General features: G+C 34.1%; 23 protein-coding genes. 12 read left to right on the top strand and 11 right to left on the bottom strand.

Annotated elements, in window-relative coordinates; all coding sequences use genetic code 11:
* The first annotated feature begins 39 nt into the window (after positions 1–39).
* On the top strand, positions 40–1,944 hold the full coding sequence (gndA, locus tag AC1EU5_RS02755) for an NADP-dependent phosphogluconate dehydrogenase (protein ID WP_480190818.1): 1,905 nt from the start codon (positions 40–42) through the stop codon (positions 1,942–1,944).
* Positions 1,941–3,290: a GntP family permease gene (locus tag AC1EU5_RS02750; RefSeq protein WP_480190817.1), complete on the top strand. Its 1,350-nt coding sequence runs from the start codon at positions 1,941–1,943 to the stop codon at positions 3,288–3,290. Before gndA ends, AC1EU5_RS02750 begins: the two co-directional genes overlap by 4 nt.
* 25 nt (positions 3,291–3,315) lie before the next feature.
* On the opposite strand, the gene AC1EU5_RS02745 is transcribed toward AC1EU5_RS02750, so the two are convergent.
* On the bottom strand, positions 3,316–4,113 hold the full coding sequence (locus AC1EU5_RS02745) for a TPM domain-containing protein (protein ID WP_480190816.1): 798 nt from the start codon (positions 4,111–4,113) through the stop codon (positions 3,316–3,318).
* Between the two features lie 163 nt (positions 4,114–4,276).
* Between AC1EU5_RS02745 and AC1EU5_RS02740 the strand changes: the two genes are divergently transcribed.
* The gene (locus AC1EU5_RS02740) at positions 4,277–7,468 is read left to right on the top strand and encodes a WD40/YVTN/BNR-like repeat-containing protein (protein ID WP_480190815.1); all 3,192 of its coding nucleotides are present in this window, start codon (positions 4,277–4,279) and stop codon (positions 7,466–7,468) included.
* A 76-nt stretch (positions 7,469–7,544) separates the two neighbouring features.
* Here the strand turns inward: AC1EU5_RS02740 and AC1EU5_RS02735 are convergent, their stop codons facing one another.
* The gene (locus AC1EU5_RS02735; protein ID WP_480190814.1) at positions 7,545–8,171 is read right to left on the bottom strand and encodes a DUF6973 domain-containing protein; all 627 of its coding nucleotides are present in this window, start codon (positions 8,169–8,171) and stop codon (positions 7,545–7,547) included.
* 131 nt (positions 8,172–8,302) lie between these two features.
* Here AC1EU5_RS02735 and AC1EU5_RS02730 point away from each other — a divergent pair, with 131 nt between their 5' ends.
* From AC1EU5_RS02730 to AC1EU5_RS02720, 3 genes are all read left to right on the top strand, one after another.
* Positions 8,303–8,587: a hypothetical protein gene (locus AC1EU5_RS02730; protein ID WP_480190813.1), complete on the top strand. Its 285-nt coding sequence runs from the start codon at positions 8,303–8,305 to the stop codon at positions 8,585–8,587.
* Positions 8,588–8,676: 89 nt separating this feature from the next.
* Positions 8,677–9,252 carry a Crp/Fnr family transcriptional regulator gene (locus AC1EU5_RS02725; RefSeq protein WP_480190812.1) on the top strand — a complete coding sequence of 192 codons (576 nt, stop codon included), beginning with the start codon at positions 8,677–8,679 and terminating at the stop codon, positions 9,250–9,252.
* Between the two features lie 65 nt (positions 9,253–9,317).
* Complete coding sequence (locus AC1EU5_RS02720) at positions 9,318–10,613, top strand: aminopeptidase P family protein (protein ID WP_480190811.1); 1,296 nt, start codon at positions 9,318–9,320, stop codon at positions 10,611–10,613.
* A gap of 6 nt (positions 10,614–10,619) precedes the next feature.
* Here the strand turns inward: AC1EU5_RS02720 and AC1EU5_RS02715 are convergent, their stop codons facing one another.
* A complete protein-coding gene (locus AC1EU5_RS02715; protein WP_480190810.1) occupies positions 10,620–11,375 on the bottom strand; it encodes a LytR/AlgR family response regulator transcription factor in 756 nt (251 codons plus the stop codon).
* Between the two features lie 133 nt (positions 11,376–11,508).
* Here AC1EU5_RS02715 and AC1EU5_RS02710 point away from each other — a divergent pair, with 133 nt between their 5' ends.
* Positions 11,509–12,834, top strand: a complete 1,326-nt coding sequence (locus AC1EU5_RS02710) for a PDZ domain-containing protein (protein ID WP_480190809.1) — start codon at positions 11,509–11,511, stop codon at positions 12,832–12,834.
* Here AC1EU5_RS02710 and AC1EU5_RS02705 read toward each other — a convergent pair.
* From AC1EU5_RS02705 to AC1EU5_RS02685, 5 genes are all read right to left on the bottom strand, one after another.
* Entirely contained in the window at positions 12,831–13,286 is a 456-nt protein-coding gene (locus tag AC1EU5_RS02705; RefSeq protein ID WP_480190808.1) for a nuclear transport factor 2 family protein, read from the bottom strand. The genes AC1EU5_RS02710 and AC1EU5_RS02705 overlap by 4 nt on opposite strands.
* A 116-nt stretch (positions 13,287–13,402) precedes the next feature.
* Positions 13,403–13,756, bottom strand: a complete 354-nt coding sequence (locus tag AC1EU5_RS02700; protein ID WP_480190807.1) for a hypothetical protein — start codon at positions 13,754–13,756, stop codon at positions 13,403–13,405.
* A 54-nt stretch (positions 13,757–13,810) separates the two neighbouring features.
* Positions 13,811–14,368 carry a carboxymuconolactone decarboxylase family protein gene (locus AC1EU5_RS02695; protein ID WP_480190806.1) on the bottom strand — a complete coding sequence of 186 codons (558 nt, stop codon included), beginning with the start codon at positions 14,366–14,368 and terminating at the stop codon, positions 13,811–13,813.
* Positions 14,369–14,488: 120 nt separating this feature from the next.
* Positions 14,489–14,809: a thioredoxin gene (gene trxA, locus AC1EU5_RS02690; protein WP_480190805.1), complete on the bottom strand. Its 321-nt coding sequence runs from the start codon at positions 14,807–14,809 to the stop codon at positions 14,489–14,491.
* A 153-nt stretch (positions 14,810–14,962) separates the two neighbouring features.
* A complete protein-coding gene (locus AC1EU5_RS02685; protein WP_480190804.1) occupies positions 14,963–15,808 on the bottom strand; it encodes a helix-turn-helix domain-containing protein in 846 nt (281 codons plus the stop codon).
* A 73-nt stretch (positions 15,809–15,881) separates the two neighbouring features.
* On the opposite strand from AC1EU5_RS02685, the gene AC1EU5_RS02680 reads away from it, so the two are divergent.
* The 3 genes from AC1EU5_RS02680 to AC1EU5_RS02670 all read left to right on the top strand — a co-directional run bounded on the left by AC1EU5_RS02680 (position 15,882) and on the right by AC1EU5_RS02670 (position 18,766).
* A complete protein-coding gene (locus tag AC1EU5_RS02680; protein ID WP_480190803.1) occupies positions 15,882–17,174 on the top strand; it encodes an MFS transporter in 1,293 nt (430 codons plus the stop codon).
* 120 nt (positions 17,175–17,294) lie between these two features.
* A complete protein-coding gene (locus tag AC1EU5_RS02675) occupies positions 17,295–18,026 on the top strand; it encodes a LytR/AlgR family response regulator transcription factor (RefSeq protein ID WP_480190802.1) in 732 nt (243 codons plus the stop codon).
* 98 nt (positions 18,027–18,124) lie between these two features.
* The gene (locus tag AC1EU5_RS02670; protein ID WP_480190801.1) at positions 18,125–18,766 is read left to right on the top strand and encodes a CPBP family intramembrane glutamic endopeptidase; all 642 of its coding nucleotides are present in this window, start codon (positions 18,125–18,127) and stop codon (positions 18,764–18,766) included.
* Between the two features lie 207 nt (positions 18,767–18,973).
* Here the strand turns inward: AC1EU5_RS02670 and brnQ are convergent, their stop codons facing one another.
* Positions 18,974–20,245, bottom strand: a complete 1,272-nt coding sequence (brnQ, locus tag AC1EU5_RS02665) for a branched-chain amino acid transport system II carrier protein (protein ID WP_480190800.1) — start codon at positions 20,243–20,245, stop codon at positions 18,974–18,976.
* A gap of 28 nt (positions 20,246–20,273) precedes the next feature.
* Here brnQ and AC1EU5_RS02660 point away from each other — a divergent pair, with 28 nt between their 5' ends.
* Positions 20,274–21,056 (top strand): alpha/beta fold hydrolase, encoded by a 783-nt coding sequence (locus AC1EU5_RS02660; protein ID WP_480190799.1) that lies wholly within the window; start codon positions 20,274–20,276, stop codon positions 21,054–21,056.
* A 77-nt stretch (positions 21,057–21,133) separates the two neighbouring features.
* A complete protein-coding gene (locus AC1EU5_RS02655) occupies positions 21,134–22,267 on the top strand; it encodes a TlpA family protein disulfide reductase (RefSeq protein ID WP_480190798.1) in 1,134 nt (377 codons plus the stop codon).
* A gap of 6 nt (positions 22,268–22,273) precedes the next feature.
* Here the strand turns inward: AC1EU5_RS02655 and AC1EU5_RS02650 are convergent, their stop codons facing one another.
* Both AC1EU5_RS02650 and AC1EU5_RS02645 read right to left on the bottom strand, forming a co-directional pair.
* Positions 22,274–22,681: a nuclear transport factor 2-like protein gene (locus tag AC1EU5_RS02650; RefSeq protein WP_480190797.1), complete on the bottom strand. Its 408-nt coding sequence runs from the start codon at positions 22,679–22,681 to the stop codon at positions 22,274–22,276.
* A gap of 110 nt (positions 22,682–22,791) precedes the next feature.
* Positions 22,792–23,721, bottom strand: a complete 930-nt coding sequence (locus AC1EU5_RS02645) for a TolB family protein (protein WP_480190796.1) — start codon at positions 23,719–23,721, stop codon at positions 22,792–22,794.
* Positions 23,722–23,778: the final 57 nt, after the last annotated feature.

The raw sequence follows: 23,778 nt of genomic DNA, 5'->3' as shown, positions 1-23,778 counted from the left end.
CATTTTTAAATTTTTATCTTTAAGGCTTTCATTTACAAAATGAACTTTAAAAGACCTCTTGCCATTTTCATCATGGGCGTTTCCGGAGTAGGAAAGTCAACTATAGGTAAACTCCTAGCCGAAGAATTGAGAATCCCATTTTTTGATGGTGATGATTACCATCCTATGGAGAATATTATGAAAATGGAAAGTGGCGAAGCTTTAAATGATGCTGATAGACTACCCTGGCTCACCACACTTAATGCTTTGACAAAAGAACACCTTAAAAATAACTCTTGTATCATTGCTTGCTCTGCTTTAAAAAAAAGCTATCGAACTCTTTTGGAAAAAGATATTGAGTCAAAGGTGAAATGGATTCACCTTAAAGGAAATTTTGATCTTATTAACCAACGATTAAATGAACGTCATCATTTTATGCCTCCTTCATTATTACAGTCACAATTTGATACTTTGGAACAACCTATTGACACCATAAGTGCTGATATTTCAGAATCTCCTCAAAAAATTATTGACTTTATTAAAGATCAACTTTCAAATAAATCTGAAATTGGCGTTTTAGGTCTAGGAATCATGGGGAAAAGCTTAGCCAGAAATTTAGCATCTAATGGTTTTACTATTTCAATTTACAATAGACATGTAAAAGGAATTGAAGAAAAGATAGCTGAAAATACAACCAAGGAATATGATGAACTTTCAGAAGCGTTACCTTTTGATAACCTTGAAGAATTTATAGATTCACTTCAATTACCACGAAAGATCTTATTGATGGTTCCAGCAGGAAAAACGGTTGATGTTCTATTAGAACAATTACTTCCATATTTATCTAATAATGATGTATTAATTGACGGAGGAAACTCTCATTATGAAGATTCTAATAAAAGAATTGAATTTCTTAAAGGTCAAGGCATTCATTTCATTGGTACAGGTATTTCAGGTGGCGAAGAAGGTGCTTTAACAGGTCCTTCCATTATGCCATCAGGAACTAAAGAGGCTTATAAATTAGTGAGACCTTACTTAGAGAGTATTTCTGCTAAAGATACTTTGGGAAACCCATGCTGTACTTTTATTGGTCCTGATGGAAGTGGACATTTTATAAAAATGGTTCATAACGGCATCGAGTATGTTGAAATGCAGTTACTTGCTGAAGTATATGCAATACTAAAAAATACAGGTAAGAATCCTGATGAAATTGCCGAAGTCCTTTCAACCTGGCGAGAAAATGCAAATAGTTATTTGTTAGAAATCACAATTGACATTCTCAAAACAAAAGAAGGTGATGATTGGTTGTTAAATAAAATAGTAGATAAGTCAGGCAATAAAGGAACCGGGAATTGGAGTACTATCTCAGCTACGAAATTGGGAATACCAAATACGCTCATTGCTTCAGCTCTTTTTGCGCGATATATTTCATCATTTAAAGAGCTGCGTCAAGAAATCAACAACAGTTATAAAACTACAATTTCCGACTCTTTTTCTGTTGAAGAGGAAGTTCTATTTTCAGCCTATCAATTTGCAAGTTTGATCAACCATATTCAAGGATTTCAACTAATTGATCAAGCTTCAAAAACTTATAACTGGAATTTAAACTTAAGTGAAATTGCGCGTATTTGGACCAATGGTTGTATTATACGATCATGCCTAATGGAAAATTTTGTGAAGTACCTTGAAAGTAGCGATAATTTAACACTAAACTCTTCAATAAAGAAGCAATTAAAAAACTATTTTTCAGATACAAAACAATTAGTTATTGAATGTTTAAAGCATGATATTGCAATTCCATGTTTAAGCGACGCTTTAAATTATTTTAACGCTTTTAAAACTGCCAATTCACCCGCCAATTTAATTCAGGCACAGCGCGATTATTTTGGTGCACATACTTATCAAAGAACAGATGACTCAATAGAAAAATGGTATCATACCAACTGGAAAAAATCAACTAAATGATTGAATATAAGCTAATCTTAGCGGTCATAATAGGTATAGCCGTACTTCTTTTTTTAATACTTAGATTTAAACTACATGCTTTTATTTCTCTGCTCATTTCAAGCATCTTAGTTGGTCTAATTGCCGGAATGAATCCAACCAGTATTATGGATACTGTTAAAGAAGGAATGGCGAGTACCTTAGGTTTTGTAGCTACGGTTATTGGGTTAGGTGCTATGTTTGGGGCTATATTAGAACAGTCGGGTGGTGCTAAAATCATTGCTAATTTTTTAGTAGAAAAGTTCGGTATTAAAAAAGCACCTTATGCCATGGTTTTTGCCGGGTTCATAATAGCAATTCCTGTATTTTTTGAAGTGGCCTTTATTTTATTAGTTCCCATTATTTATGCACTGCAAAAGAGCACTAAAAAATCACTACTTCTTTATGCCTTACCTTTATTAGCTGGTCTGGCGGTTACACATGCTTTTATTCCTCCTACTCCGGGACCTATAGCCGTTGCTGATATTATTGGCGCTGATCTAGGGTGGGTTATTTTAATAGGGGCCATTGTAGGTTTTCCAACAGCACTTGTTGGTGGTATTTTTTATGGAAGATTTATTAGCAAGAAAATTTACGTAGATGTTCCTTTTTTAGATACCATGGTAAAGGAAGAAATCAATAACACCAATCCCCCTAAAATTGGAGTCATTCTATCTATAATTGCCATACCCATATTTTTAATATTGGTAAATACATTTATGACTAGTGGCCTTTTACCGATCGCAAACCTATCGGTAAGAAATACAATTGCATTATTAGGCCATCCTTTTTCTGCATTGATCATTGCGAATATGATTGCTTGGTATGTGCTTGGTATACGTCAAGGGTTCTCAAAGGAACAACTCTTAAAAATTACTGCCAAATCTATGGGCCCAGCGGGTATGATTATTCTTATTACAGGTGCAGGAGGTGTTTTTAAACAATTTTTAGTAAACACTGGCGCCGGGAAAATGATTGCCGAATCATTAGCTGATATTGGTTTTCCGGTATTGCTCTTTGCTTTTATAGTAGCACTATTAATTCGTGTTATTCAAGGGTCAGCTACTGTAGCTATGATAACAGCTGCAGGTTTAATAGCTCCAATTTTATCTGAAGGAACCTATACTAATTTTGATTTGGCATCTATTGTTATTTGCATAGCCGCCGGAGCCACGGCTTTATCTCATGTTAATGACAGTGGTTTCTGGTTAGTAAGTCAATATTTGGGGATCACGGAAAAACAGACTTTTAAAACATGGACAGCAATGACTGGTATTCTGGCCCTTACAGGATTCTTGACTGTAGTAATACTTAATATTTTTTTTTAGAAAACAATCAAACTCTTCTTTAGCATTACCAGCTGCCACCGGCTCCACCGCCTCCAAATCCTCCCCCCCCGAAGCCTCCACCAAAGCCACCTCCAGAACTTCCACCGAAACCGCCGCCGCCGCCAAATCCACCTCGGCCTGATTTACTCAAAATAATAGCTTCTAATATTGATCTGGTTGCTCTATCATCATTATAATACCTACGTCCACCTCCTCTACCTCTACGATTTCTATTTGACAAAATAATCAATAGAATAATAAAGAAAAGAATAATAAAAAATATGGGGATTCCTCCGCTCTCATTGCTAAAGTCTCTGGCTTCTTGGTACTCTCCATTCATAATCTGCATAATAGCAGATGTGCCACGATCTAGTCCTCCATAAAAATTCCCTTTTTTGAATTCAGGTGTAATGATATTGGTGACAATTCGTTTAGACAGATTATCAGTCAGTAAATGTTCTACACCGTAGCCTGTTGTAATCCATAATTTTCTATCATCTTTTGCTACTAATACCAGAATACCATTGTCTTTATCAGCCTGACCAATACCCCAATCATGCGCCCATTTCGTAGCATATAATGCTATATTCTCACCGTTAAGAGAATAAATAGTAACAACAACTATTTGCGTAGAGGTAGAATCTGCATAACTAATCAATTTTTTTTCCAGCGCTTGCGCCTCGTAGCCATTCAATAGTTTAGCACCATCATAAACACTTGTTGCTTTAGATGGTTTTGGTGGAATTTCAGCCTGGCTAAAACTTAAAAAAGATACAAAAAGAAAAAAAAGGGCAAGAAAATATTTGGCTAAGATTTTATACATGAATTTGTAAACCAAAAGGTTCATTAAAGAAACTGCAATATACTAAAAATGTATCTCTGATCTATGAGTCTAAGAAGTGTAACTCATGTTACGCTCTTGTTAAAAAATTGGTTTTCAATAAAAATCAAATTACCTTGGTTGCTCTTTTAACCAACCTTCAACAATGAAAAAAATATTTTTCCTTTTCGCGCTTATCGGTTCCACCTTATTTGCACAACAAATAGATATTAAAAAATTAAAAGGTATGAAGCCACGTGCCATTGGTCCGGCCGGTATGAGTGGTCGTATTACCTCAGTAGATGTGGTTCATGACAACCCTGATATTATCTATGTTGGTGCTGCGTCTGGTGGTGTGTGGAAATCTGAAAGTGGTGGTATTGACTGGAAACCTATTTTTGATGAACAGCCTTTACAGGGAATTGGATCCATTGCTATTCAGCAGAGTAATCCTGATGTTATTTGGGTTGGTACCGGTGAAGGAAATCCACGTAATTCATTAAATGGTGGTTACGGAATTTATAAAAGCTTGGATGGTGGTCAGACTTGGAAGTCGATGGGGCTTAAAAAAACACGGAATATCCATAGGATTATTATAGATCGTGATAATCCTAATACGGTATATGTTGGAGTTATAGGTTCGCCATGGGGAGAACACCCTGAACGTGGAGTGTTTAAAACTACTGATGGTGGAAAGACATGGAATAAAATACTATTCATAAATAACAAAACTGGTGCTGCCGACCTGGTAGTAGATCCAAGCAATCCCAACAAACTAATAGCTGCTATGTGGGAGCACAGACGTAAACCATGGACATTCAATTCTGGTGGAGAAGGTTCTGGATTATATATTACCTACGATGGTGGTGAAAACTGGACTAAAAAAACTAATGAAGACGGATTACCAAAAGGGAATTTAGGGAGAATTGGTATAGGTATCGCACCAAGTAGCCCAAATATTATATATGCTTTAATTGAGGCTAAAAAAAATGCGCTTTATAAATCAGAGGATGGCGGTAATACTTGGAAAAAAGTCAATGATAAACCGGGCATTGGCAATAGGCCATTTTATTACTCAGATATTTTTGTAGACCCAATAAATGAAAACAGGCTATACAGTGTATTTACTTATGTTAATGTAAGTGAAGATGGTGGCAAATCATTCAAAAGATTAATGCCTGCATATAATACAAATGTGGGCGTGCATCCTGACCATCATGCTTGGTGGATTCACCCTCAGAATCCGAATTTCATGATTGATGGTAATGATGGTGGACTAAACATTACCAAAGACCGAGGAAAAACATGGCGTTTTATTGAAAACTTACCCGTAGGGCAGTTCTATCATATTGCCTATGATATGGAATACCCATACAATCTTTACGGAGGCATGCAAGACAATGGTTCTTGGGCGGGCCCTGCGTATGTTCTAAAAGCACAAGGAATTAGAAATGCTTATTGGCAAGAGATCTCCTTTGGTGATGGTTTTGATGTAGTACCAGACCCTAAAGATTCACGTTATGGTTATAGCATGTCACAACAAGGATTTGTGGTACGTTATGATCGTGAAACAGGTAATGGAAAAATTGTGCGCCCTACGCATCCAGATCCAGAAGTGAAATTGCGTTTCAACTGGAATTCAGCCATTGCCTTAGATCCTCACGATAATGAAACCATTTATTTTGGGAGTCAGTTTGTGCACAAATCATCAAATAAAGGACATGAATGGGAAATCATTTCACCTGATCTGACAACTAATGACAAATCAAAACAAAAACAACATGAAAGTGGTGGTATGACTATGGATGCAACAGGTGCCGAAAACCATACAACTATTTTGGCCATTACACCAACAGAGCTTGAAAAAGGACTATTATGGGTAGGCACAGATGATGGTTTGATTCAACTGACTCGTGACGGTGGAAATACTTGGGTCAATGTAACACCAAAAAATAAAACATTTCCAAAAGGAAGTTGGATAGCACAAATTAAAGCATCACCTTTTAATGCAGGTGAAGCCTATGCCGTAGTAAACAACTATAGAAATTTTGATTTCAAACCTTACTTATTTAGAACCAGAGATTATGGAAAATCTTGGGAAAGCCTCTTGGATAAAAAAGACGAGACATTTGGGTATTCGCTTTCATTAATTCAAGATCCCGTTGAAAAAAATCTATTGTTTTTAGGAACAGAAAACGGATTATATTTCTCAATTGATGAAGGTGAGAATTGGACGAAATGGACAGAAGGTTATCCGTCAGTACCTACCATGGATTTAGGCATACATCCTCGTGAACACGATTTGGTTATCGGTACTTTTGGTCGTTCATTTTATGTGCTTGATGATATTCGTCCTTTAAGAACATTAGCCAAAAATGGCACTAGTGAGCTCAGCAAAACCCTAAAAGTTTTTGATGCACCTAAAGCTTATATCAATCAGATTCAACAACCTCTAGGAACACGATTTGGTGGTAATGCTATGTTCAATGGTGAAAACCGTAAACGCGGAGCGATGATTAGTTATGCTATCAAAAAAACTAAGTCTGAACAAAAGGATATGGACGAAAAAGATGAAAAAAAATCAACAGCACAGAAAGGTGATTCACTAATTGTAAAAATCTATGATGTTAATAATGAACTCATTCGTACTTTAAAACAAAAAGCGCCAAAAGAGGATGGAATTCACCGTATGTATTGGGGTTTGAGTGAGAAAGGTGTACAAGGTCCATCGCGAAAAGTAGTCAAAAAGAATGCTCCTGAACCACGTGGTGTAACCGTATTACCAGGCACCTATAAAGTAGTGGTTCACTTTGGGAAAGCCAAAGATTCTACGGCTATTTCTGTTACCTATGACCCTAGAGTTGATATGCCAATAATTACTTTAAAAGCTAAATATGATTTGTTAAAAGACCTTGAGAAAAAAACAGCCTTAGCAGGAAAAGCAGTAGAACAGTTAAAAGAATCAAAAAAGATTGCAAGCTCCTATAAAATACAATTAAAAAAACAGAAAGGAGATCAATACAAGGATGCAATCAAAGCAACAGATTCCATCACAAAATCTATTGGTAAGTTAATAGACGGTATGATTGGTAAAGAAGATAAACGACAAGGTATTACTCGCAATCCGGAACCCACACCTATGCTATTTATTCGAACAGCAAGACGCTACGTGTGGTCGCTTTTAAAAATGCCCGGAAAAACAGAAAAAGATGCGATGAAAAATGCTAATGAAAAAGTAGATGCAGCTATGAAACCAATTAATGAATTTTATAAAAATGATTGGTCAAAGTATAGAAAACAGATTGAAGATTTAAACTTAACCTTGTTCAAAAATTATAAGGAGTTGAAGGAAGAATAAGGTCATTGCGAGGAGGAAAAACGACAAAGTAATCTGTTCTTAATAAAGAGATTGCTACAGAAAATTAAAACTTGCTTCACAATGACATTCGATTGGATGGCACTAAACACTTCTTTGTATTCCACTTAATTTTTAAGGAGTCAGGTGGTATCCTTTTTTGAGTACAATCTAAAAAATGATCATTTTCATCTTTTAATAAGATTCTCATTTTACCTTCTTTTACAGAGTCAATAACCATTTCTATTAGCTCACTTTTTAAAAGGTTATTGAATCTTTTGCCTATGGAAATTCCAATGCGATTGTTATATAAATCCATTTCAGTGGATGGTTTATCTGGTAAAAATCCATCTTCTAATTGTCGTTTTTTAAAGCTTTGATAGTTTCCTTTTTCATGCGCTTTTCCGAGGCTCAATGCAGCTCGTTTTCCAATACCTTGTGTGAGTCTTGCCATCCAGTAACTATGCTTAAAAGCATCTAGTTGTCCTGCGTTATTGTCATTTCCAACAATTCCAATTTTACCAATAGAATCTTTAACGCTTTCGGCCTCCTTAGAAATTTGATAAGCCCGTTTTGCCTTAAATACATGAAAAATTACCCATTTTTTTTCTGGTCTTGATAGTTTTTTATATGAAGTCTTTAGCGCTGATGAACAGCCTGTCATTATAGTTATGACAATCAAAAGGAGGATTACTTTAAGGCTCATTTAACGAAATTAATGAACTTTATTGAATCATTCTTTAGAATAAATTTTTATTAATTAAAAGGAAGTATAATTGTTATATCCATATTTATTTCGTTAATTTATAACAAGTTAACCGAAAAATTTTATTCTTTATGGAAAATTTACTCCCATTAATCGTACAATTAGTCAGTGGTGCCGCAGGTGGTAACCTGGCTGGATCTCTCATGAAAAAATTCTCTATGGGTACTTTATGGAATTCTGTTTTAGGAATTCTTGGAGGTGGACTTGGAGGGCAACTCTTAGGAATGTTAGGTCTAGATGTAGGTGGTGGCGAAATGGATTTAGGAGGAATCATTGGAAGTATTGCTGGTGGTGGTGTTGGTGGTGGTGTTATCATGGCCATAGTAGGTATGATTAAAAATGCTATGAACAAATAATCTAGCTAATTCCAAAAATTATCAAAGCACTCGTAAACGAGTGCTTTTTTTATTTCATATATTAGATTATTCACTTAAGAAAAACTACTATGAAAGATAATTTTGAAACCTATCTTTCCAAAATTATAAAGGACAAATCATTACAGTCTGAAATTTCACAAATCATTGATTCTTTTCAAGTCTTAGAACTTAAAAAGGATGACTTACTTGTTCAGGAAGGCTCTATTTGCAAATATTTCTGTTATTTACAACAAGGTATTTTACAGCACGCTATTACCATTTCAGGTGAGGAAAAAACTACTTACTTAGCTTTAAAAAATTCATGTACTTCTGCTTTAAAAAGTTTTTTACATCAAATTCCTTCACGAAAACATATTAAAGCATTAAGTCATTGCCACTTACTAGTAGTAGATTTAAGTACTTTTAACCATCTTTTAAAGCATAATGGGGTATTCTATACATTTTATTATAACCTTATTGAAAATCAGATTTTTTTGATTGATGATTACCGCATTGATTTATTGACTTTGAGTCCCGAAGAACGGTATAAAAAAATATTGGTAAACGAACCTAAACTATTACAAGAAGTTCCACTTCATTATTTGTCATCTTTTTTAGGGATATCAAATAGACATATGAGTAGAATTCGCCATGAAATAAAATAGTGCCATTTGGCTGAATCATTCCGTTTTTCTTTCATTATTTTTGAATGATTCAAATTTTATATAGTATGAAATACCTTCCAATAGACAGCAAACTCTTTATAAAAAATCGAAAGAACTTTATGGCACAAATGAAGCCCAATAGCTTAGCTGTATTCAATTCTAATGATATCTACCCTATAAGTGCTGACAGTACCATGCCTTTTCAGCAACATCGTGATATCTTTTATTTGAGCGGTGTTGATCAAGAGGAAAGTATTCTGGTTTTATTCCCTGATTGTCCAAAAGAAAAACACCGCGAAGTTTTATTCTTACGAGAAACCAATGAACATATTGCTGTTTGGGAGGGTGAAAAGCTGACCAAAGAAAAAGCATTTGAAACTAGTGGCATTAAAACCGTGTATTGGTTGCAAGACATGGAAAAGATCATGTTTGAATTAATGACCCAGTGTAATACGGTTTATATTAACACCAATGAACATTATAGAGCTTCTGTAGTAACTGAGACTCGTGAAGATCGTTATACTAAATGGTTAAAAGAAAAGTACCCCGCACATTCGGTTGCAAAGAGCAATCCTATTTTACAACGCTTGCGTTCTGTCAAAGATCAGATAGAAATTGATCTCATGCAAAAAGCCTGTAATATTACTGAAAAAGGATTCAGACGTGTGCTCAATTTTACCAAACCAGGCGTCATGGAATATGAAATTGAAGCTGAGTATATGCATGAATTCTTGAGAAATCGCTCTAAAGGGTTTGCCTATACACCAATCGTAGCATCAGGAAATAATGCCAATGTATTACACTATATTGAAAACAATCAAGAATGCAAACCCGGTGACCTCATCTTAATGGATGTTGGAGCAGAATATGCCAACTACAGTAGTGATATGACGCGTACCATTCCCGCTTCAGGCAAATTCACCAAGCGCCAACGTGAAGTTTATAATGCCGTGCTAAGAGTAAAGAACGAGGCCACAAAAATGCTTATACCAGGCACAGATTGGGCAGATTATCATGTAGAAGTTGGGAAGATTATGACTTCTGAATTATTAGGAATAGGTTTATTAGATAAAGCGGACGTGAAAAACGAAAATAAAGACTGGCCAGCTTATAAAAAATATTTTATGCATGGTACTTCACATCATATTGGTTTAGACACACATGATTATGGTATTCTTACAGAGCCTATGAAAGCTAATATGGTCTTTACAGTAGAACCGGGTATCTATATTCCAGATGAAGGTTTTGGTATTCGCTTAGAAGATGATGTTATTATTCAGCCAAAAGGTGAACCTTTTAACTTGATGCAAAATATTCCAATTGAAGCTGAAGAGATTGAAGAATTGATGAATCGGTCATAGAAGGTTTTAATTCTTTAGTAAAATATCATCCTGAATACTTTTACCTCTAGGTATTAATTGATTCATTACCTCAACAGTATTTGCATCAAATGATCTGATTTGATTCTTATTAACTATATATGACTTATGTATCCTTATAAAATTTTCTGGTAAACTCTGTAACGCCTTTTTAATAGATCCGTAGGCTGTTATCTTTGAACTATCTTTTAAGTGATAGGTAGTATAATTACCTTGACCTTCAACATATAATATTTCATTCATTTTTACACGGTGCATTCTTCTATCGGCCTTAATTTCTAAGTAATTTGATAATTTCGTTTCGTTTTTCTCCTTTTCAACAAGAAACAACTGAAATATTTTAAGGCTTAATACTAAAAATACGGTTGTATTTATTAGAACCGTAGCCCTCAATAACATCTTGAAACTAAACAGTTCTTGAGTAGTAACTTTTTGCAACAAATCTTCATAAAAGAAATGAATAAAAATACGCTGTAAAACTGCAGCAATTAAAATCAAAATAGCATAACCAAGGAGAAATTTTAAATACTTCTTTTCAATTAAAAATTTAGGGAGCAAATAATAAATTGTTACATATACCGCCGTTATACGAATAGGAAGTAAAATGAACTCAAGAAAAAAAGATGCTTTTAAACCTCCTTGATTTGTAGCCCAAATAAAACTAAAAAAAAGATAATAAATTACCCAAAAAAGTATATGGATGGCTATTCTTGAATTGAAGATGTAAAACCGATCTGAAAACATGCACAATTTTATTTAAATCAAATCATTTGAATACGCTCTTTTGTATAATAATCAAGGCCCTTTGTATAATTTATGATTTAGGTAAAAATAATGATTCTAATTTTAAAGAAATCTTAAAAAAGAACTAAGAATTATGCTACACATCTCTTTAAAAACAATCTTTTTATTTCTTCTGTTTTATTTTTTATTTAATGTTGGATTTTCCCAAAAATTAGAAAGGAGAGCCTCATGGGAAGCCAGAATCAGCAGTCCTAAAAATAATACACCTGGTGCAAAAATTATTTCAATTGAAAAAGGGAGTCCCTTGGAAAAATCAGGGTTATCTGTTAATGACATTATCATAAAAGTAGACGGCATTCTAGTAAAAGATGATGAAATCTGGACTGAAATCACTTATGGACTCAGAGCTGCGAATCCAATTCAAATTGAAGCATTGAGAGGTTCTGATTTAATTCAAAAAAATGTACAATTAAAAGCTATACCTAAAGAAAATCATAAAGATTTAGAAACTTATTATGAAGAAGTAACCAGTTCTTATGGCATCACACAACGGGTTATTATAACAAAACCAAAAAAGAAAGGTAAACAGCCTGCCGTTATTTTGATTGGTGGTTTAAGTTGTTCTAGTATTGAGCTCACCCCAAACGCCAAAAGCAACTGGGCAAGAGTCATTAGGGATTTAGTACAAAAAACAGACATGGTCGTCATGCGTATAGAAAAACCTGGTGTAGGAGACAGTGACGGCGATTGTTCCAAAAGTGATTTTCATACTGATATTTCCGGATTTAAGGCTGCCATCAAGTATCTGAAATCAAAACCCTATGTTGATACTTCAAAAATTATTGTTTATGGATCCAGTATGGGTAGTGCTTTAGCACCTATGCTTGCTAATGAATTTAATCTTGCCGGAATAATCTCAGATGGTACTTTTTTTAAGACTTGGTTTGAACATATGCTGGAGATTGAACGTAGAATTCGTGAAATGAGTGGAAATACTGAATCTGAAATTGTTGAGAAAATGAACAAATATTATATTCCTTTATATTACGGCATGCTCATTCAAAAAAAATCGTATCAAGAGATTGTAAATGAATATCCCGCTTTATCAGAGTTCAATTATCATAGTGGACAGCACATGTATGGGCGACCTATGAAATACTACCAGCAATTACAGGATTATAACCTTGTTGGAGAATGGGAAAAAATAAAAGTTCCTGTGCGAATTATGCGAGGTGAAAATGATTGGATCATGTCATCATTTGACAATAAAATGATACTAGATGTTCTCAAAAAAAATGGACATACAGATCATATTTTACATGAATATCCTGGATTGGACCATTGGAATACCATACATGAATCACCTAAAAATTCTTTTGAAGGAAAATCCGGCAAATGGGAAGATGATATTAGTATGATTATTGTAAACTGGGCGAGAGAATTGGCAGGAGTCAATTAATCATTCAAAGAAAACTTTGGTTTTGATTGCCAAACGATATTAATACTTTTCCAGCCATCATCTGTTTTTACCATGTTCAAGTAATCTATACCCCACTCAGCAGTTACTTTTACAACTGCAATTTTATCTGATATTTCTAGTACTTTAACCTTTTTAGGGCTATCCGATTTCACTCTATCGCCTTTTACATTCCATTTTTTTGCCAAGGCAACAAGTTTATCAAAAGGCATTTCTAGATTATCGCTATATGTATTCTTTTTCTTATCAAACCACCAACCTACTTTTCGCACATCCTTGTGTACGCTTTTATACGCTAATGTGGTATCGGCTTTATAAAAAGTATCTATATAGTTATAAGCTGCTTGAGTAACATCTTTCATTTCTTGCTCTTTATCTTGAGCAATTAATTGAAGCGTAAATAGTAATGTAAAAAGGATTGTTAGTGTTTTCATTTTATTGATTTTAGTCAAAGTTACACAATTTTGCAACCCGCCTTTGTTAAGAAAATGGTAAACTAAAAAAGTGAGCCAAAGCTCACTTTTAACCTCAATATACAATCTCAAATTATTTAAGCATGATAGTAACGCTCATTAATAATCTTACCATCTTTCCATTGCGTTCTATTTACTTGTTCAAATTTATGATGTTGGCCATCTTTTGTTTTAAACTCCATACTTGCTTCGTAATAAGAAACATCTCCTGATACAGATTCATTTTTAACATCATATCTTATAAACTCTGTTACATCAGCCAGTAACTCTTCTTCAGCTCTAATACAAACGTCTTTACCTACTTTAGGTTCATTATTTGCCTCTTGTAATACAACATCATCAGCTAAGTATTTATGCATAGCTTCCAAAAACTGCCCTTTTCCTAATAGTTGTTTTAAATCTTTAAGTCCTTCTTTGATTTGATTTTCCATGATTTCTAAATTTTTTAATTGAGTGCCAAATTAATGGCACTCATGATTTATAGTTTATTGCGTAACAGCAAATCTTCCAGCTTCTACTTTAGGAAAATCAACTTCTGTTTCTGCAATGTGATTTACATAGTTCGTTAGTGTATTCGAAACTACGTTTAATACAATTTCTAATACATCACCATCTGTATAGCCTGCGTTTTTAACGGCTTGTAATTCTTCATTACTCACTACACCTTTATTTTTAGTAACCAGCTGCGCAAATTTTAATCCCGCCTGTGTCTTAGCGTCATCAGAGATGCCCTGCCGGTTTTGCTCAGTTTGTTCATCTGTTAAGCCACTCATTTTACCAATTGCAGTATGTGCAGATAAACAATAATTACAACTATTCTCTTCTGCTATAGCTAAAGCTAACTGCTCTCTAAATTTTGCATTAAAATTACCACTTCCAGTTATTTCTCCTAATGATAAATAGGCTTTCAACGTTGCAGGTGAATTACCAAATACTTTAATAAGATTAGGTATAAAACCTAATTTTTTATTAACTGCGTTAAACAATTCTTTTGATTCACCTGTAGTTGTTTCTGGGTTTAATGTTTCAATTCTTGTGCTCATTATTTCTAAATTTTTAAAATGATTATTACTATTATTTATTATTTACTTGTTGTTGACAACTGCTATTCTCATATTCTTGATATCCCCAGCAGTTCGGGCATTGTTTATAATTCTTCATACTTAAGCCGATTTTTGTTCATTAATCTTATTTCTTAGATCATTTTCTGAAACTAAGCCTACTATGCGACCTACTTCTTTACTATCAGTTATTTGTACTAAGGTGGGAATGCTTCTAACTCCTAAAGCCGTCGCTAATTCCTGATTCTGATCCACATTTACCTTCTTAATGATTACATCTCCTTCAAACTCTTCTGCCAACTTGTGAACTGTTGGTAGTAAGGTTTGACATGGTCCACACCAATCTGCATAAAAATCGATAAGGACATTCTTATTATTTTCAATTGTTGTTTGAAAGTCTTTTTGATCTAATTGTATATCCATAATTCTTTGTTTTAGATTCCTACTTTCGCAGGAATGACAGTTAATATGAAATCTTGATTTACATCAAGAACTATTGTTTTTTAATTCTGATACAAAGATGCGATGGATACTAAGGCAAGAAAATGGACAAAAGTTCCTAAGGGTTGGACATCCTTAGTTTTTCAACTCTTTTTTGAACTGTAGCGGTGATTTATTAACCGCTTTTGTGAAGAATCGTGTGAAATAAGCCGGGTCATTAAACCCTAAATCATAGGCAATCTGCTTTACAGAATCATCTGAATAGAGCAATTTACGTTTGGTTTCAAGAATAACCCTATTCTTAATAAAGTCACTTGGTGTCTGTGCTCCTATTTTTTGAAAATGCTTCGTCAATGATTTAGGAGAAAGTCCTAAACGTTCTGCATAATATGTTACGGAATGCTCTGCTTTAAAGTTAAGGTCTACCAACACACTAAAATCTTTAAAAAGCTTTGTTTCGGTAGCATCTTTTAATACATCTCGCTCTTTTTTAATACGTACGGCATGCACAATAAATTGTTTTAGATAAGCTTGTAACATATCATACTGTGCAGTATCCTCTAATTGAAATTCTTCAATTAGATTTGTAAGTATGCTATTTAACTTTTTACTTTCCCCTCTATTGGGTTTTACAAAAGGAGATTCGTAAATATTATTAAATAGTACTCCATTACAGGATACTTCTTTGTCATGGGTTTGTATGCAATAAAAATCCCTCACAAAAGAAATCTGATACGCTTCTTTTATTTTTTCTGAACTTACTGAAAATACCTGACCAGGTGATAAAAAAAACAATACTTCACCATCAAACTCATATGAATTGAAATCAATACTATAGGAACCTCTTCCTTCTTTGATCCAAAAAATTCTATACGAGTTCACTTGCTCCGGTTGATTTACCACACAAGCTTCTTCAAAATCAACTACGCTCAATGAGAAAATGTCTTTATAAGAATACGTTTGTACATCTTGAACCGCCATGTGAGTTTAATTTTGGAGCTTTAGTCGTAAAAGTTTTAAGATTTAACAGCAAGTATAAAAGTAATCTTTTAAATTGCATTTTCAATTCATAAAAATCATCAAGCAAACTACATTTTCAAGATATACATTTATCCTTCTGCTCATCTTGGCAGGAGAGGCTGTTTTTGTGTTGCCATTTGTCTTGGCGCGTATCTTTAGACCTACTTTTTTAACAACTTTTGAGGTTACCAACTTCGAGTTGGGCCTTTGCTTTTCAGTATATGGAATTGTGGCGTTTATCTCCTATTTTTTTGGAGGTATTATAGCTGATAAATTCAAACCCAATAGTTTGATGGCGGTGGCGCTCTGGTTAACGGCTCTAGGAGGGTTCTATATGACTACTATTCCTGATCTCTTTATGCTTAAAGTACTCTATGGTTATTGGGGTTTTACCACCATCTTTTTGTTTTGGGCAGCTATGATCAAAGCCACACGTATTTGGGGAGGCGTCAGTTCACAAGGAAAAGCTTTTGGATTTTTAGATGGGGGTCGTGGACTTGTAGGAGCACTTTTTGGCACTTTAGGTGTTGTTATCTTTTCCGTTTTTATTCCTTCAGCTGATGCTGTGGCAACTGGAGCGCAAAGCAATGAAGCTTTTATTCGCGTTATTTTTATTTCTTCAATTTTAGTTGCTGTTGTGGGCGTGTTGACCTTTTTCTTTTTAAAACTTCCTCAAAAGGACGCTACGCAATACCAGGTAAAAACTATCTCAATAGCTAATGTAAAGGCTGTTTTAAAATTGCCAGCCGTCTGGCTCTTAATGGTCATTATTCTTTGTGCTTATGTGGGTTATAAATTTACCGATGTGTTTTCATTATATGCAAAAGAAGTAATGCTTTATAATGAAGTAGATGCTGCCAAAACAGGTACTTATTTATTGTTTATACGACCAATAGTTGGCGTTTTGGTAGGCTTTTTAGCTGACCGTTCAAAAGCATCTATTTATTTAGTAGCAGGTTTTGGAGTGGCAATTGTCGGAGCTTTATTATTTGCTACAGATTTAATTGACCCTTCTATGGATGTCTTTTTCTTACTCTCCGTATTTTTAGTAGCCTTAGGTGTATATGCAGCACGTGTATTGTATTTTGCTGTGTTAGAAGAGGGGAATATACCCTTAGCCTTAACAGGTACAGCTGTGGGTGTCATCTCAGTAGTGGGGTATGCTCCCGATATCTTTGCCGGGCCATTAATGGGATATATGCTAGATAATTCACCAGGAAGAACCGGTCATCAACATGTATTTATTACGCTGGTCATTTTTTCTTTTGTAGGGTTGGTTGCTTCTTTTGTTTTTATGAGACTACATTCTAGAAAAAAGGATTCGTAATGCTTTTACTTCATAATTTAGTTTGCTTCTTAAAAAAAAATCATAGAACTTCGCTTATCGGTCGCTAAACGGAATTAAAACTTCACTTAGCTTAATTGTTGGCAAACATATTAGTACAAATTGAAAAGATATTTAACACTTTTACTATTATTACTACTATATACTATAGTTATTTATCATCTGGTCGATTATAATAATTTTCCTCTTTCAATTAATTATCAATTTCCTTTAAGTAAGATTATAATAGCTTACTTACCTAGTACGCTAGTTGTAATTTTTGTAGAATGGTATTATCAATACTTATTTAAGAAAAACAAATCTAACCCAAAAGAGAGAGTTAAGAAATTTTTAACAACTACTCTTATAAGTTGTGTGGCATTATATGTTGTCTTAGCTAAAGAAAATGGCAGTTTATACTATATCGTAATAGGTTTTTTGCTAACATTAGTAAATTTAACACTTTGGGTAACCTTAATATACGGTAAATCCTTATTTCTCATATGGACAAAGTTAGTTGAACAGAACTCTATTAATATTAAATCAGGCACCAAAATTTATAAAGTCAATCTAAATGACTTATCTCATTTTAGCTCTAAAAATAAAATAGTTACGGCTCATCTTAAATCAGGGGAAGGTATTATCACAAATTTTAATTTGAAAGAACTTGAAGAAATACTTTCAAATGATTTTTTTAGAATTAATCGTCAATTTATACTCAATAAAGAAGCAATTGATGTAGTAAAAAGCGTAAAAAATAATACTATTGAGGTACAACTCAAAAATCAGAAATCGGAAATCCCTGTCACTGTAAGCCGACATAGAGCACCCTATTTTAGAAAATGGTTTGACTAAGTTGCAACTCAGGCAAAAAAAATATACCATTCAGTAATTTTGTTATTTTTAAGTAGTTTACAGTTGTTCATAACAAATAAATTTGAAAAAATTATTTTATGAAACGAACAACTATTTACGATTTCCTAGCACTTATACTAATCTTAGCTATACTATTGTTTATAAAAATTCCTTATTTGAATTTTTTATTACCATTTTTTCTAATATTAGTATACTCACACAAGAAAAAAGGCATTAATGTTGAATTAGGATTTTCAAAACCTAAAAATTTAATCAAAACGATTGGTTTTTCCTTTTTATTAGCAATTGGAATTGTACTACTGAGCTATTTTGTTCTTTTACCACAAATACAATTAATCACTGGTCATGAACTTGATTTAGGAATGTTTAAACAATTAAAGAACAATATTAATCTTTTAATTTTAAGCTTAGTATTAGGCTGGGTTGTTGGAGGCTTAATTGAGGAAACCATATTCCGCGGCTTTATTATTTCTAAGTTTATTGATCATCTAACTGCTAAAAAAGGAGCAATAGTTGGGATTGTTATTTCTTCCGTTATATTTGGATATTTGCATACGTATCAAGGGCCTACTGGACAAATACTTACAGGGCTTATCGGACTAATGTTAGGAATTATATTCGTGGTTAATAAAAGAAACTTATGGCTAAATATTTTCACTCATGGTTTTGTGAATACAATTAGCATGACATTATTATATTTTGACCTAATAACGACGTAGGTTAATAACAGTTACAGGTCATTAAAATAAAAAACGTTTGCCAACAATGTATAACCACAATAACGGCGGATTTGACTACCCTTCGACTTCGCTCAGGACAGGCTCACGAATGCACTCGGAATTGCTAAGGTCAGTGCAAAACCGAAAATAATCACTAATTTAACCCGTAACTGAAGGTTATGCGAGACCGATAAGCGCAATACAAAATTAATGGTTATTTTTTTCTAATACGTTCACCAAAACAAAGGCTATTAAAGCTGGCAACACCCACCCTAAACTATATTGAGAAAACGGTATTAAACTTTGCACACTGTTTAAGTTTTCAGGCGGTATCAAAAACTTTAAAAAGTCAGGTATGCTAAACAAAAACGTTACGGCAACTACTATCTTAAATACTAATGGTGAAGTATAGGTTGAGGGTACAACATTCAGCAAGATCAGCACTATGGTAATTGGGTAAATAAACATTAATACCGGTAAGGCTATATCAATAATATAATGCACATCAAATTGTCCAACCACAACACCTATAATACAGGCCAACACCGCCGTAATGGTATAAGCCAATTGAGATTCTTTAAACAAACCTTTAAAATAATCTGACGTTCCAGTAATAATCCCCACTGCAGTAGTAAAACATGCCAAGGCAACCAACACACTTAAAAAAGCTGTTCCAAAATTACCTAAAGTAATAGTGCTTAAGCCTGCCAATACTTCCGTACGTGTGGTTTCCGTCTCAAAAGATAGATTGAACAACGAACCACTTAAAATCATACCACTATAAATAATAAACAATCCGGCTCCTGCAATAAAACCAGATTTAGTGATCAGCTCTTTTTTTACTTCAAATGAGTCATGACCACGTAAGCGTAATGAAATAATAATTACTCCACCCACAACCACAGCACCAATGGCATCAAATGTCTGATAGCCTTCTAGCAAACCATCTACCAGTGGTGCTTCAAACACAGAAGGGTTTTGTAATGGTGTGGTAGAACCCAAGGCAATCGCAATAATACTTAGCAGGATAATACCAATGAGTGGCGTCAGGTACTTTCCGATAATGCTCAACACTTTAGAGCGATTCATCACAAATAAAAATACCAATACAAAGTAAATACTGCTGGTCAATAGCCCACTAGTACCAAAAAAAGGAGCAATTGCCATTTCGTGTGTTACCGAAGCCGTTCTGGGAGCAGGTAAGGCTACTGAAATAGCATAAACTATCAAACAATAAACAAGGCTAAATACAGGAGATACCTTTTTACCAAAATCATACATAGTGCCTTGTAACCGCGCATGCGCCAAAATACCCAATATAGGAATTACCACCGCCGTGATGGCAAAACCCAAAGCTACCCATAGCCAGTCACTACTGGCTTTAAAGCCTAAAAAAGGTGGTAAAATAAGATTGCCCGCTCCAAAAAACAAGGAGAATAAGGCAAATCCAGTCATCCAAATTTCTTTAGTTTTGTTCATTATTTTTGTTTGCACCAATATAGACAAAATGACCATAGTACATAAAGGCATTAATATATTTTATACTGATCAAGGTAAAGGACAAACAGTTGTTTTATTACATGGATTTTTAGAAAATTCATCTATGTGGAGGGCGATAGCTACCCAGCTAAGTATGAAAAACCGTGTGATCTGTATTGACCTGTTAGGTCATGGTCAAACAGGATGTTTAGGTTATATACATACCATGGAACAAATGGCAGAAGCTGTTGAAGCTGTTCTAGATTATTTAAAAATCAGACGTTCTGTAATGATTGGCCATTCTATGGGTGGCTATGTAACACTTGCTTACGCGGAGCAACATCCTGATGCTTTAAAAGGTCTCTGTTTGTTAAATTCTACAGCCAAAGCTGACAGCTTAGAAAAGAAAAAGAATAGAGATCGCGCGATTAAAGTGGTAAAACAAAATCATAAGGCTTTTGTACGAATGTCCATTCCTAATCTATTTAGACCTAAAAATCGCGCCCTTTTTTCTAATGAAATCAAGGAGCTAAAAAAAGAGGCTCTAAAGACACCTGCACAAGGTATAGTTGCAGCCTTAGAAGGTATGAAGATCAGAGATCATAGAGATATGCTATTACATTTTTCTCCTTACAAAAAGTTATTGATTCTTGGCAAAAAAGACCCTGTACTAGACTATGATTCACTACTCGATCAGGTAAAAGGTACAGAAGTTGACCTTGTTGAATTTACTGATGGACATATGAGTCATATAGAAAATTATGAAGAATGCCTTTTTGAACTGCAATGGTTTATTAAAAAATGTAGTTAAGCTTTAAAAGACTTTTAACAACTTATATGTAATTAAGTTTTACTTTTAGCGACTAGTCAGCCTATACACCATAACCTATGTTTAAAAAAATAGCTTTTCTATCTCTTGTCTCTATCTTAATTATTGCTTGTGCAAAAAAGGAAAACCCTTCATTTAGTATTTCTGGGACATTAAGTCCTTCTACGATTGAGTACATTATTCTAAAAAAAGAAACTGATATAGAACGTAAGATTGCAGAAACCATCGATACTTTGACTATAGATCAACAAGGTAATTTTGAATTTTCTTTTACCGATGAACCTTATTTGTATTCACTAAACTTCCCGAATAAAAAGAAAATTGACATTGCCCTAAATAAAGATCAGCATGTGCAGTTAAATATTACCGGTTATGACACGGATGATTTTAAAGCAACAGGATTAGGCTCAAAAGACACTGAAGAATTATTGGGGTATGAAGCTTTTAGAGCTGAATCATTAGATCGGTTGGTAAAATCAGTGCGCAGAGAAATCAAAGCACTGAAGAAAGTTGAAAATCCTGATCACAAAAAGATTACCGAATTAAGCACATTAGAACTTACTAATTATGACAAACATTTAGATGAGTTGGTAGCTTATATTCAAAAAAATATAAACTCAACGTTGGGTTTATATGCTACCTCAATTCGCTGGAAAGGTGCGCATCAATTGGCAAATTTTGACTCGCTGGTTACTAAATTTGAAACTGAACATCCTGATTTGACTATCACGAAAAAGATTCGTGAAAAAGTAACCCGGTTACAGCAAACGGCTATCGGTGGAACTGTAGCGCCCATTGAAATGCCAGGCCCAGTCGGAGACGTGATTACTTTATCATCTATAAAATCAGACTATATTTTAATTGACTTTTGGGCAAGCTGGTGTGGACCTTGTAGACGAGAAGCACCAAAGTTGAATGAGCTCATGAACACCTATACCAGGGCACAATTTGATATTTATGGCGTTTCTCTTGATGATAAACGCGACAAATGGCTGGCAGCTTTAGAAAAAGACAAGCGTACTTGGGCTAACGTTTCTACTCTTGAGCGTTTTAAAACACCGGCAGCTTATGACTATGCAGTTACAGCTTTACCAGACAATTTTTTAATTGATAAAAAAGGTACGATTTTAGCAAAAAACTTACATGGAGAAGAGCTCACTAATCTTATTGACGAATTGATTTCTAAAAAGTAAAATCTATTAATTCAAAGTGTCTTTAGGTTCAGGATAATTACCAATGTGCCATTGCCAATCTTTATCTTCTACCTTAAGGAATTCCTTGAAGTCGGTTGGTCCCTTTTTTAAATACTCTCTCCAGAATACTATCTTCCCATTTTTTATTTCAGCAACTACCACTCCTACATCAGAGGTATCTTTTCCATAACTAAAGGTAAATTCACCTACTCCTGACTGAGCAGCTTCATTAAACCATAGATTATGAAATTTCATGTTATATGTTGAATCCAGCTCATCAAAATAGGGATGAAGCTGTTTATGCCCTCTGTAATACTGAAGATTGGGAGGTTCCATATAGATGGCATCTTGGTCAAAACTACTCAATGCTAAATCAGTATCTTGAATTGACCAGCCTTTTGCAACATTATTCATTAACCTCTTGAATTCTGCCTCAGAAGTTTTGTCATATTCCGTTTGACATGAAATTAGACTAACAGTAATTAATAGTATCCTAAATAAATTCACATTATAATTATTCGTGCTCAATCCTTAATCACCTCTTTGAAATCAATGGAATAAATTCTATTTAGTCCTTTAGAAGATTGTGCATACATTTTCAAAAAAGTCTTAAGATTTTGAGGTTCTTTATAACTTCTTTGTACATCAGTCTTTTGGCTAGTAAAATACAATTTACCTGTTTTTTGATCAACATATGGGCAAAAATCTAGGTATTCAGAATTGATTTTTTCCAACAACTTTCCTTCAGACCAACTGCCATTTTCGTTATAGCTGATATACAATTCTCCCCTGCCTTTTCCTTCTTTGGGTCGTTGCCCACTAAAAATAATATAGCTTTCGTCAGGAGCTACAAAAGCATTAAACTCAAAGTATTTGGTATTTAAATCCCCTTTTAATGAAACAGGTTCTTGATAGTTGCCATCCTTTAACCTACTTACAAAAATATCTTCTCTGCCAACTGCCCCTTCGCTCTCTGCAGTAAAATAAATGTCTTCATTTTTAGTTAACGAAGGATAGAATTCATGAGCTTGGGTATTAATAGGAGCACCAATATTTTTTGGCTCAGACCAACCTTGATTAGTTCTATCTACATACCAAATATCATAATCTTTAGGTTTTATGGAGTCTTTATGAATTGGGCGGTTAGAAACAAAATATAAACGCTTACCATCAGCTGAAAATGCCGCTTCTAAATCACGATACTTTCCAGTAAAAGAAACGGATTGTGGCTTTGTCCATCCATCTTGAGTCTTCTTTACAAAAGAAATAAGGGCAATTCTACTTTTTAAGTCATCAACAGTAAAGTAGATTTCGCTACCATCTGGTGACATCGTAAAATCACGAACATTAGGATAATTTTCAAAAACTTCTGGCAAAAAAGGTCTTGCTAGTTTTTGAGCGGATACCAAAAATGATAGTAGCAAAGTCAACAATGAAAGTATAATTCTAATCATAAAGGTTTGATATTAATGCCTCAAAATTAGAATTTTGACAAAGCAAGTAGTTATAAA

It is taken from the genome of Maritimimonas sp. 2405UD52-3 (assembly GCF_056591715.1).
The sequence above is the reverse complement of the archived record's forward strand: the minus strand, read 5'-3'. Positions and strand labels throughout refer to the sequence as shown.

Excerpts from the sequence above, each read along its gene's own strand:
- AC1EU5_RS02715 (WP_480190810.1), bottom strand. The coding sequence starts at position 11,375 with ATGTTTTCAGATCGGTTTTACATCTTCAATTCAAGAATAGCCATCCAT.
- AC1EU5_RS02670 (WP_480190801.1), top strand. The coding sequence starts at position 18,125 with ATGAAACGAACAACTATTTACGATTTCCTAGCACTTATACTAATCTTA.
- AC1EU5_RS02750 (WP_480190817.1), top strand. The coding sequence starts at position 1,941 with ATGATTGAATATAAGCTAATCTTAGCGGTCATAATAGGTATAGCCGTA.
- AC1EU5_RS02730 (WP_480190813.1), top strand. The coding sequence starts at position 8,303 with ATGGAAAATTTACTCCCATTAATCGTACAATTAGTCAGTGGTGCCGCA.
- AC1EU5_RS02745 (WP_480190816.1), bottom strand. The coding sequence starts at position 4,113 with ATGTATAAAATCTTAGCCAAATATTTTCTTGCCCTTTTTTTTCTTTTT.
- AC1EU5_RS02725 (WP_480190812.1), top strand. The coding sequence starts at position 8,677 with ATGAAAGATAATTTTGAAACCTATCTTTCCAAAATTATAAAGGACAAA.
- trxA (WP_480190805.1), bottom strand. The coding sequence starts at position 14,809 with ATGGATATACAATTAGATCAAAAAGACTTTCAAACAACAATTGAAAAT.
- AC1EU5_RS02695 (WP_480190806.1), bottom strand. The coding sequence starts at position 14,368 with ATGAGCACAAGAATTGAAACATTAAACCCAGAAACAACTACAGGTGAA.
- AC1EU5_RS02685 (WP_480190804.1), bottom strand. The coding sequence starts at position 15,808 with ATGGCGGTTCAAGATGTACAAACGTATTCTTATAAAGACATTTTCTCA.
- gndA (WP_480190818.1), top strand. The coding sequence starts at position 40 with ATGAACTTTAAAAGACCTCTTGCCATTTTCATCATGGGCGTTTCCGGA.
- AC1EU5_RS02720 (WP_480190811.1), top strand. The coding sequence starts at position 9,318 with ATGAAATACCTTCCAATAGACAGCAAACTCTTTATAAAAAATCGAAAG.
- AC1EU5_RS02660 (WP_480190799.1), top strand. The coding sequence starts at position 20,274 with ATGACCATAGTACATAAAGGCATTAATATATTTTATACTGATCAAGGT.
- AC1EU5_RS02740 (WP_480190815.1), top strand. The coding sequence starts at position 4,277 with ATGAAAAAAATATTTTTCCTTTTCGCGCTTATCGGTTCCACCTTATTT.
- brnQ (WP_480190800.1), bottom strand. The coding sequence starts at position 20,245 with ATGAACAAAACTAAAGAAATTTGGATGACTGGATTTGCCTTATTCTCC.
- AC1EU5_RS02650 (WP_480190797.1), bottom strand. The coding sequence starts at position 22,681 with ATGAATAATGTTGCAAAAGGCTGGTCAATTCAAGATACTGATTTAGCA.
- AC1EU5_RS02700 (WP_480190807.1), bottom strand. The coding sequence starts at position 13,756 with ATGGAAAATCAAATCAAAGAAGGACTTAAAGATTTAAAACAACTATTA.
- AC1EU5_RS02655 (WP_480190798.1), top strand. The coding sequence starts at position 21,134 with ATGTTTAAAAAAATAGCTTTTCTATCTCTTGTCTCTATCTTAATTATT.
- AC1EU5_RS02645 (WP_480190796.1), bottom strand. The coding sequence starts at position 23,721 with ATGATTAGAATTATACTTTCATTGTTGACTTTGCTACTATCATTTTTG.
- AC1EU5_RS02705 (WP_480190808.1), bottom strand. The coding sequence starts at position 13,286 with ATGAAAACACTAACAATCCTTTTTACATTACTATTTACGCTTCAATTA.
- AC1EU5_RS02710 (WP_480190809.1), top strand. The coding sequence starts at position 11,509 with ATGCTACACATCTCTTTAAAAACAATCTTTTTATTTCTTCTGTTTTAT.
- AC1EU5_RS02735 (WP_480190814.1), bottom strand. The coding sequence starts at position 8,171 with ATGAGCCTTAAAGTAATCCTCCTTTTGATTGTCATAACTATAATGACA.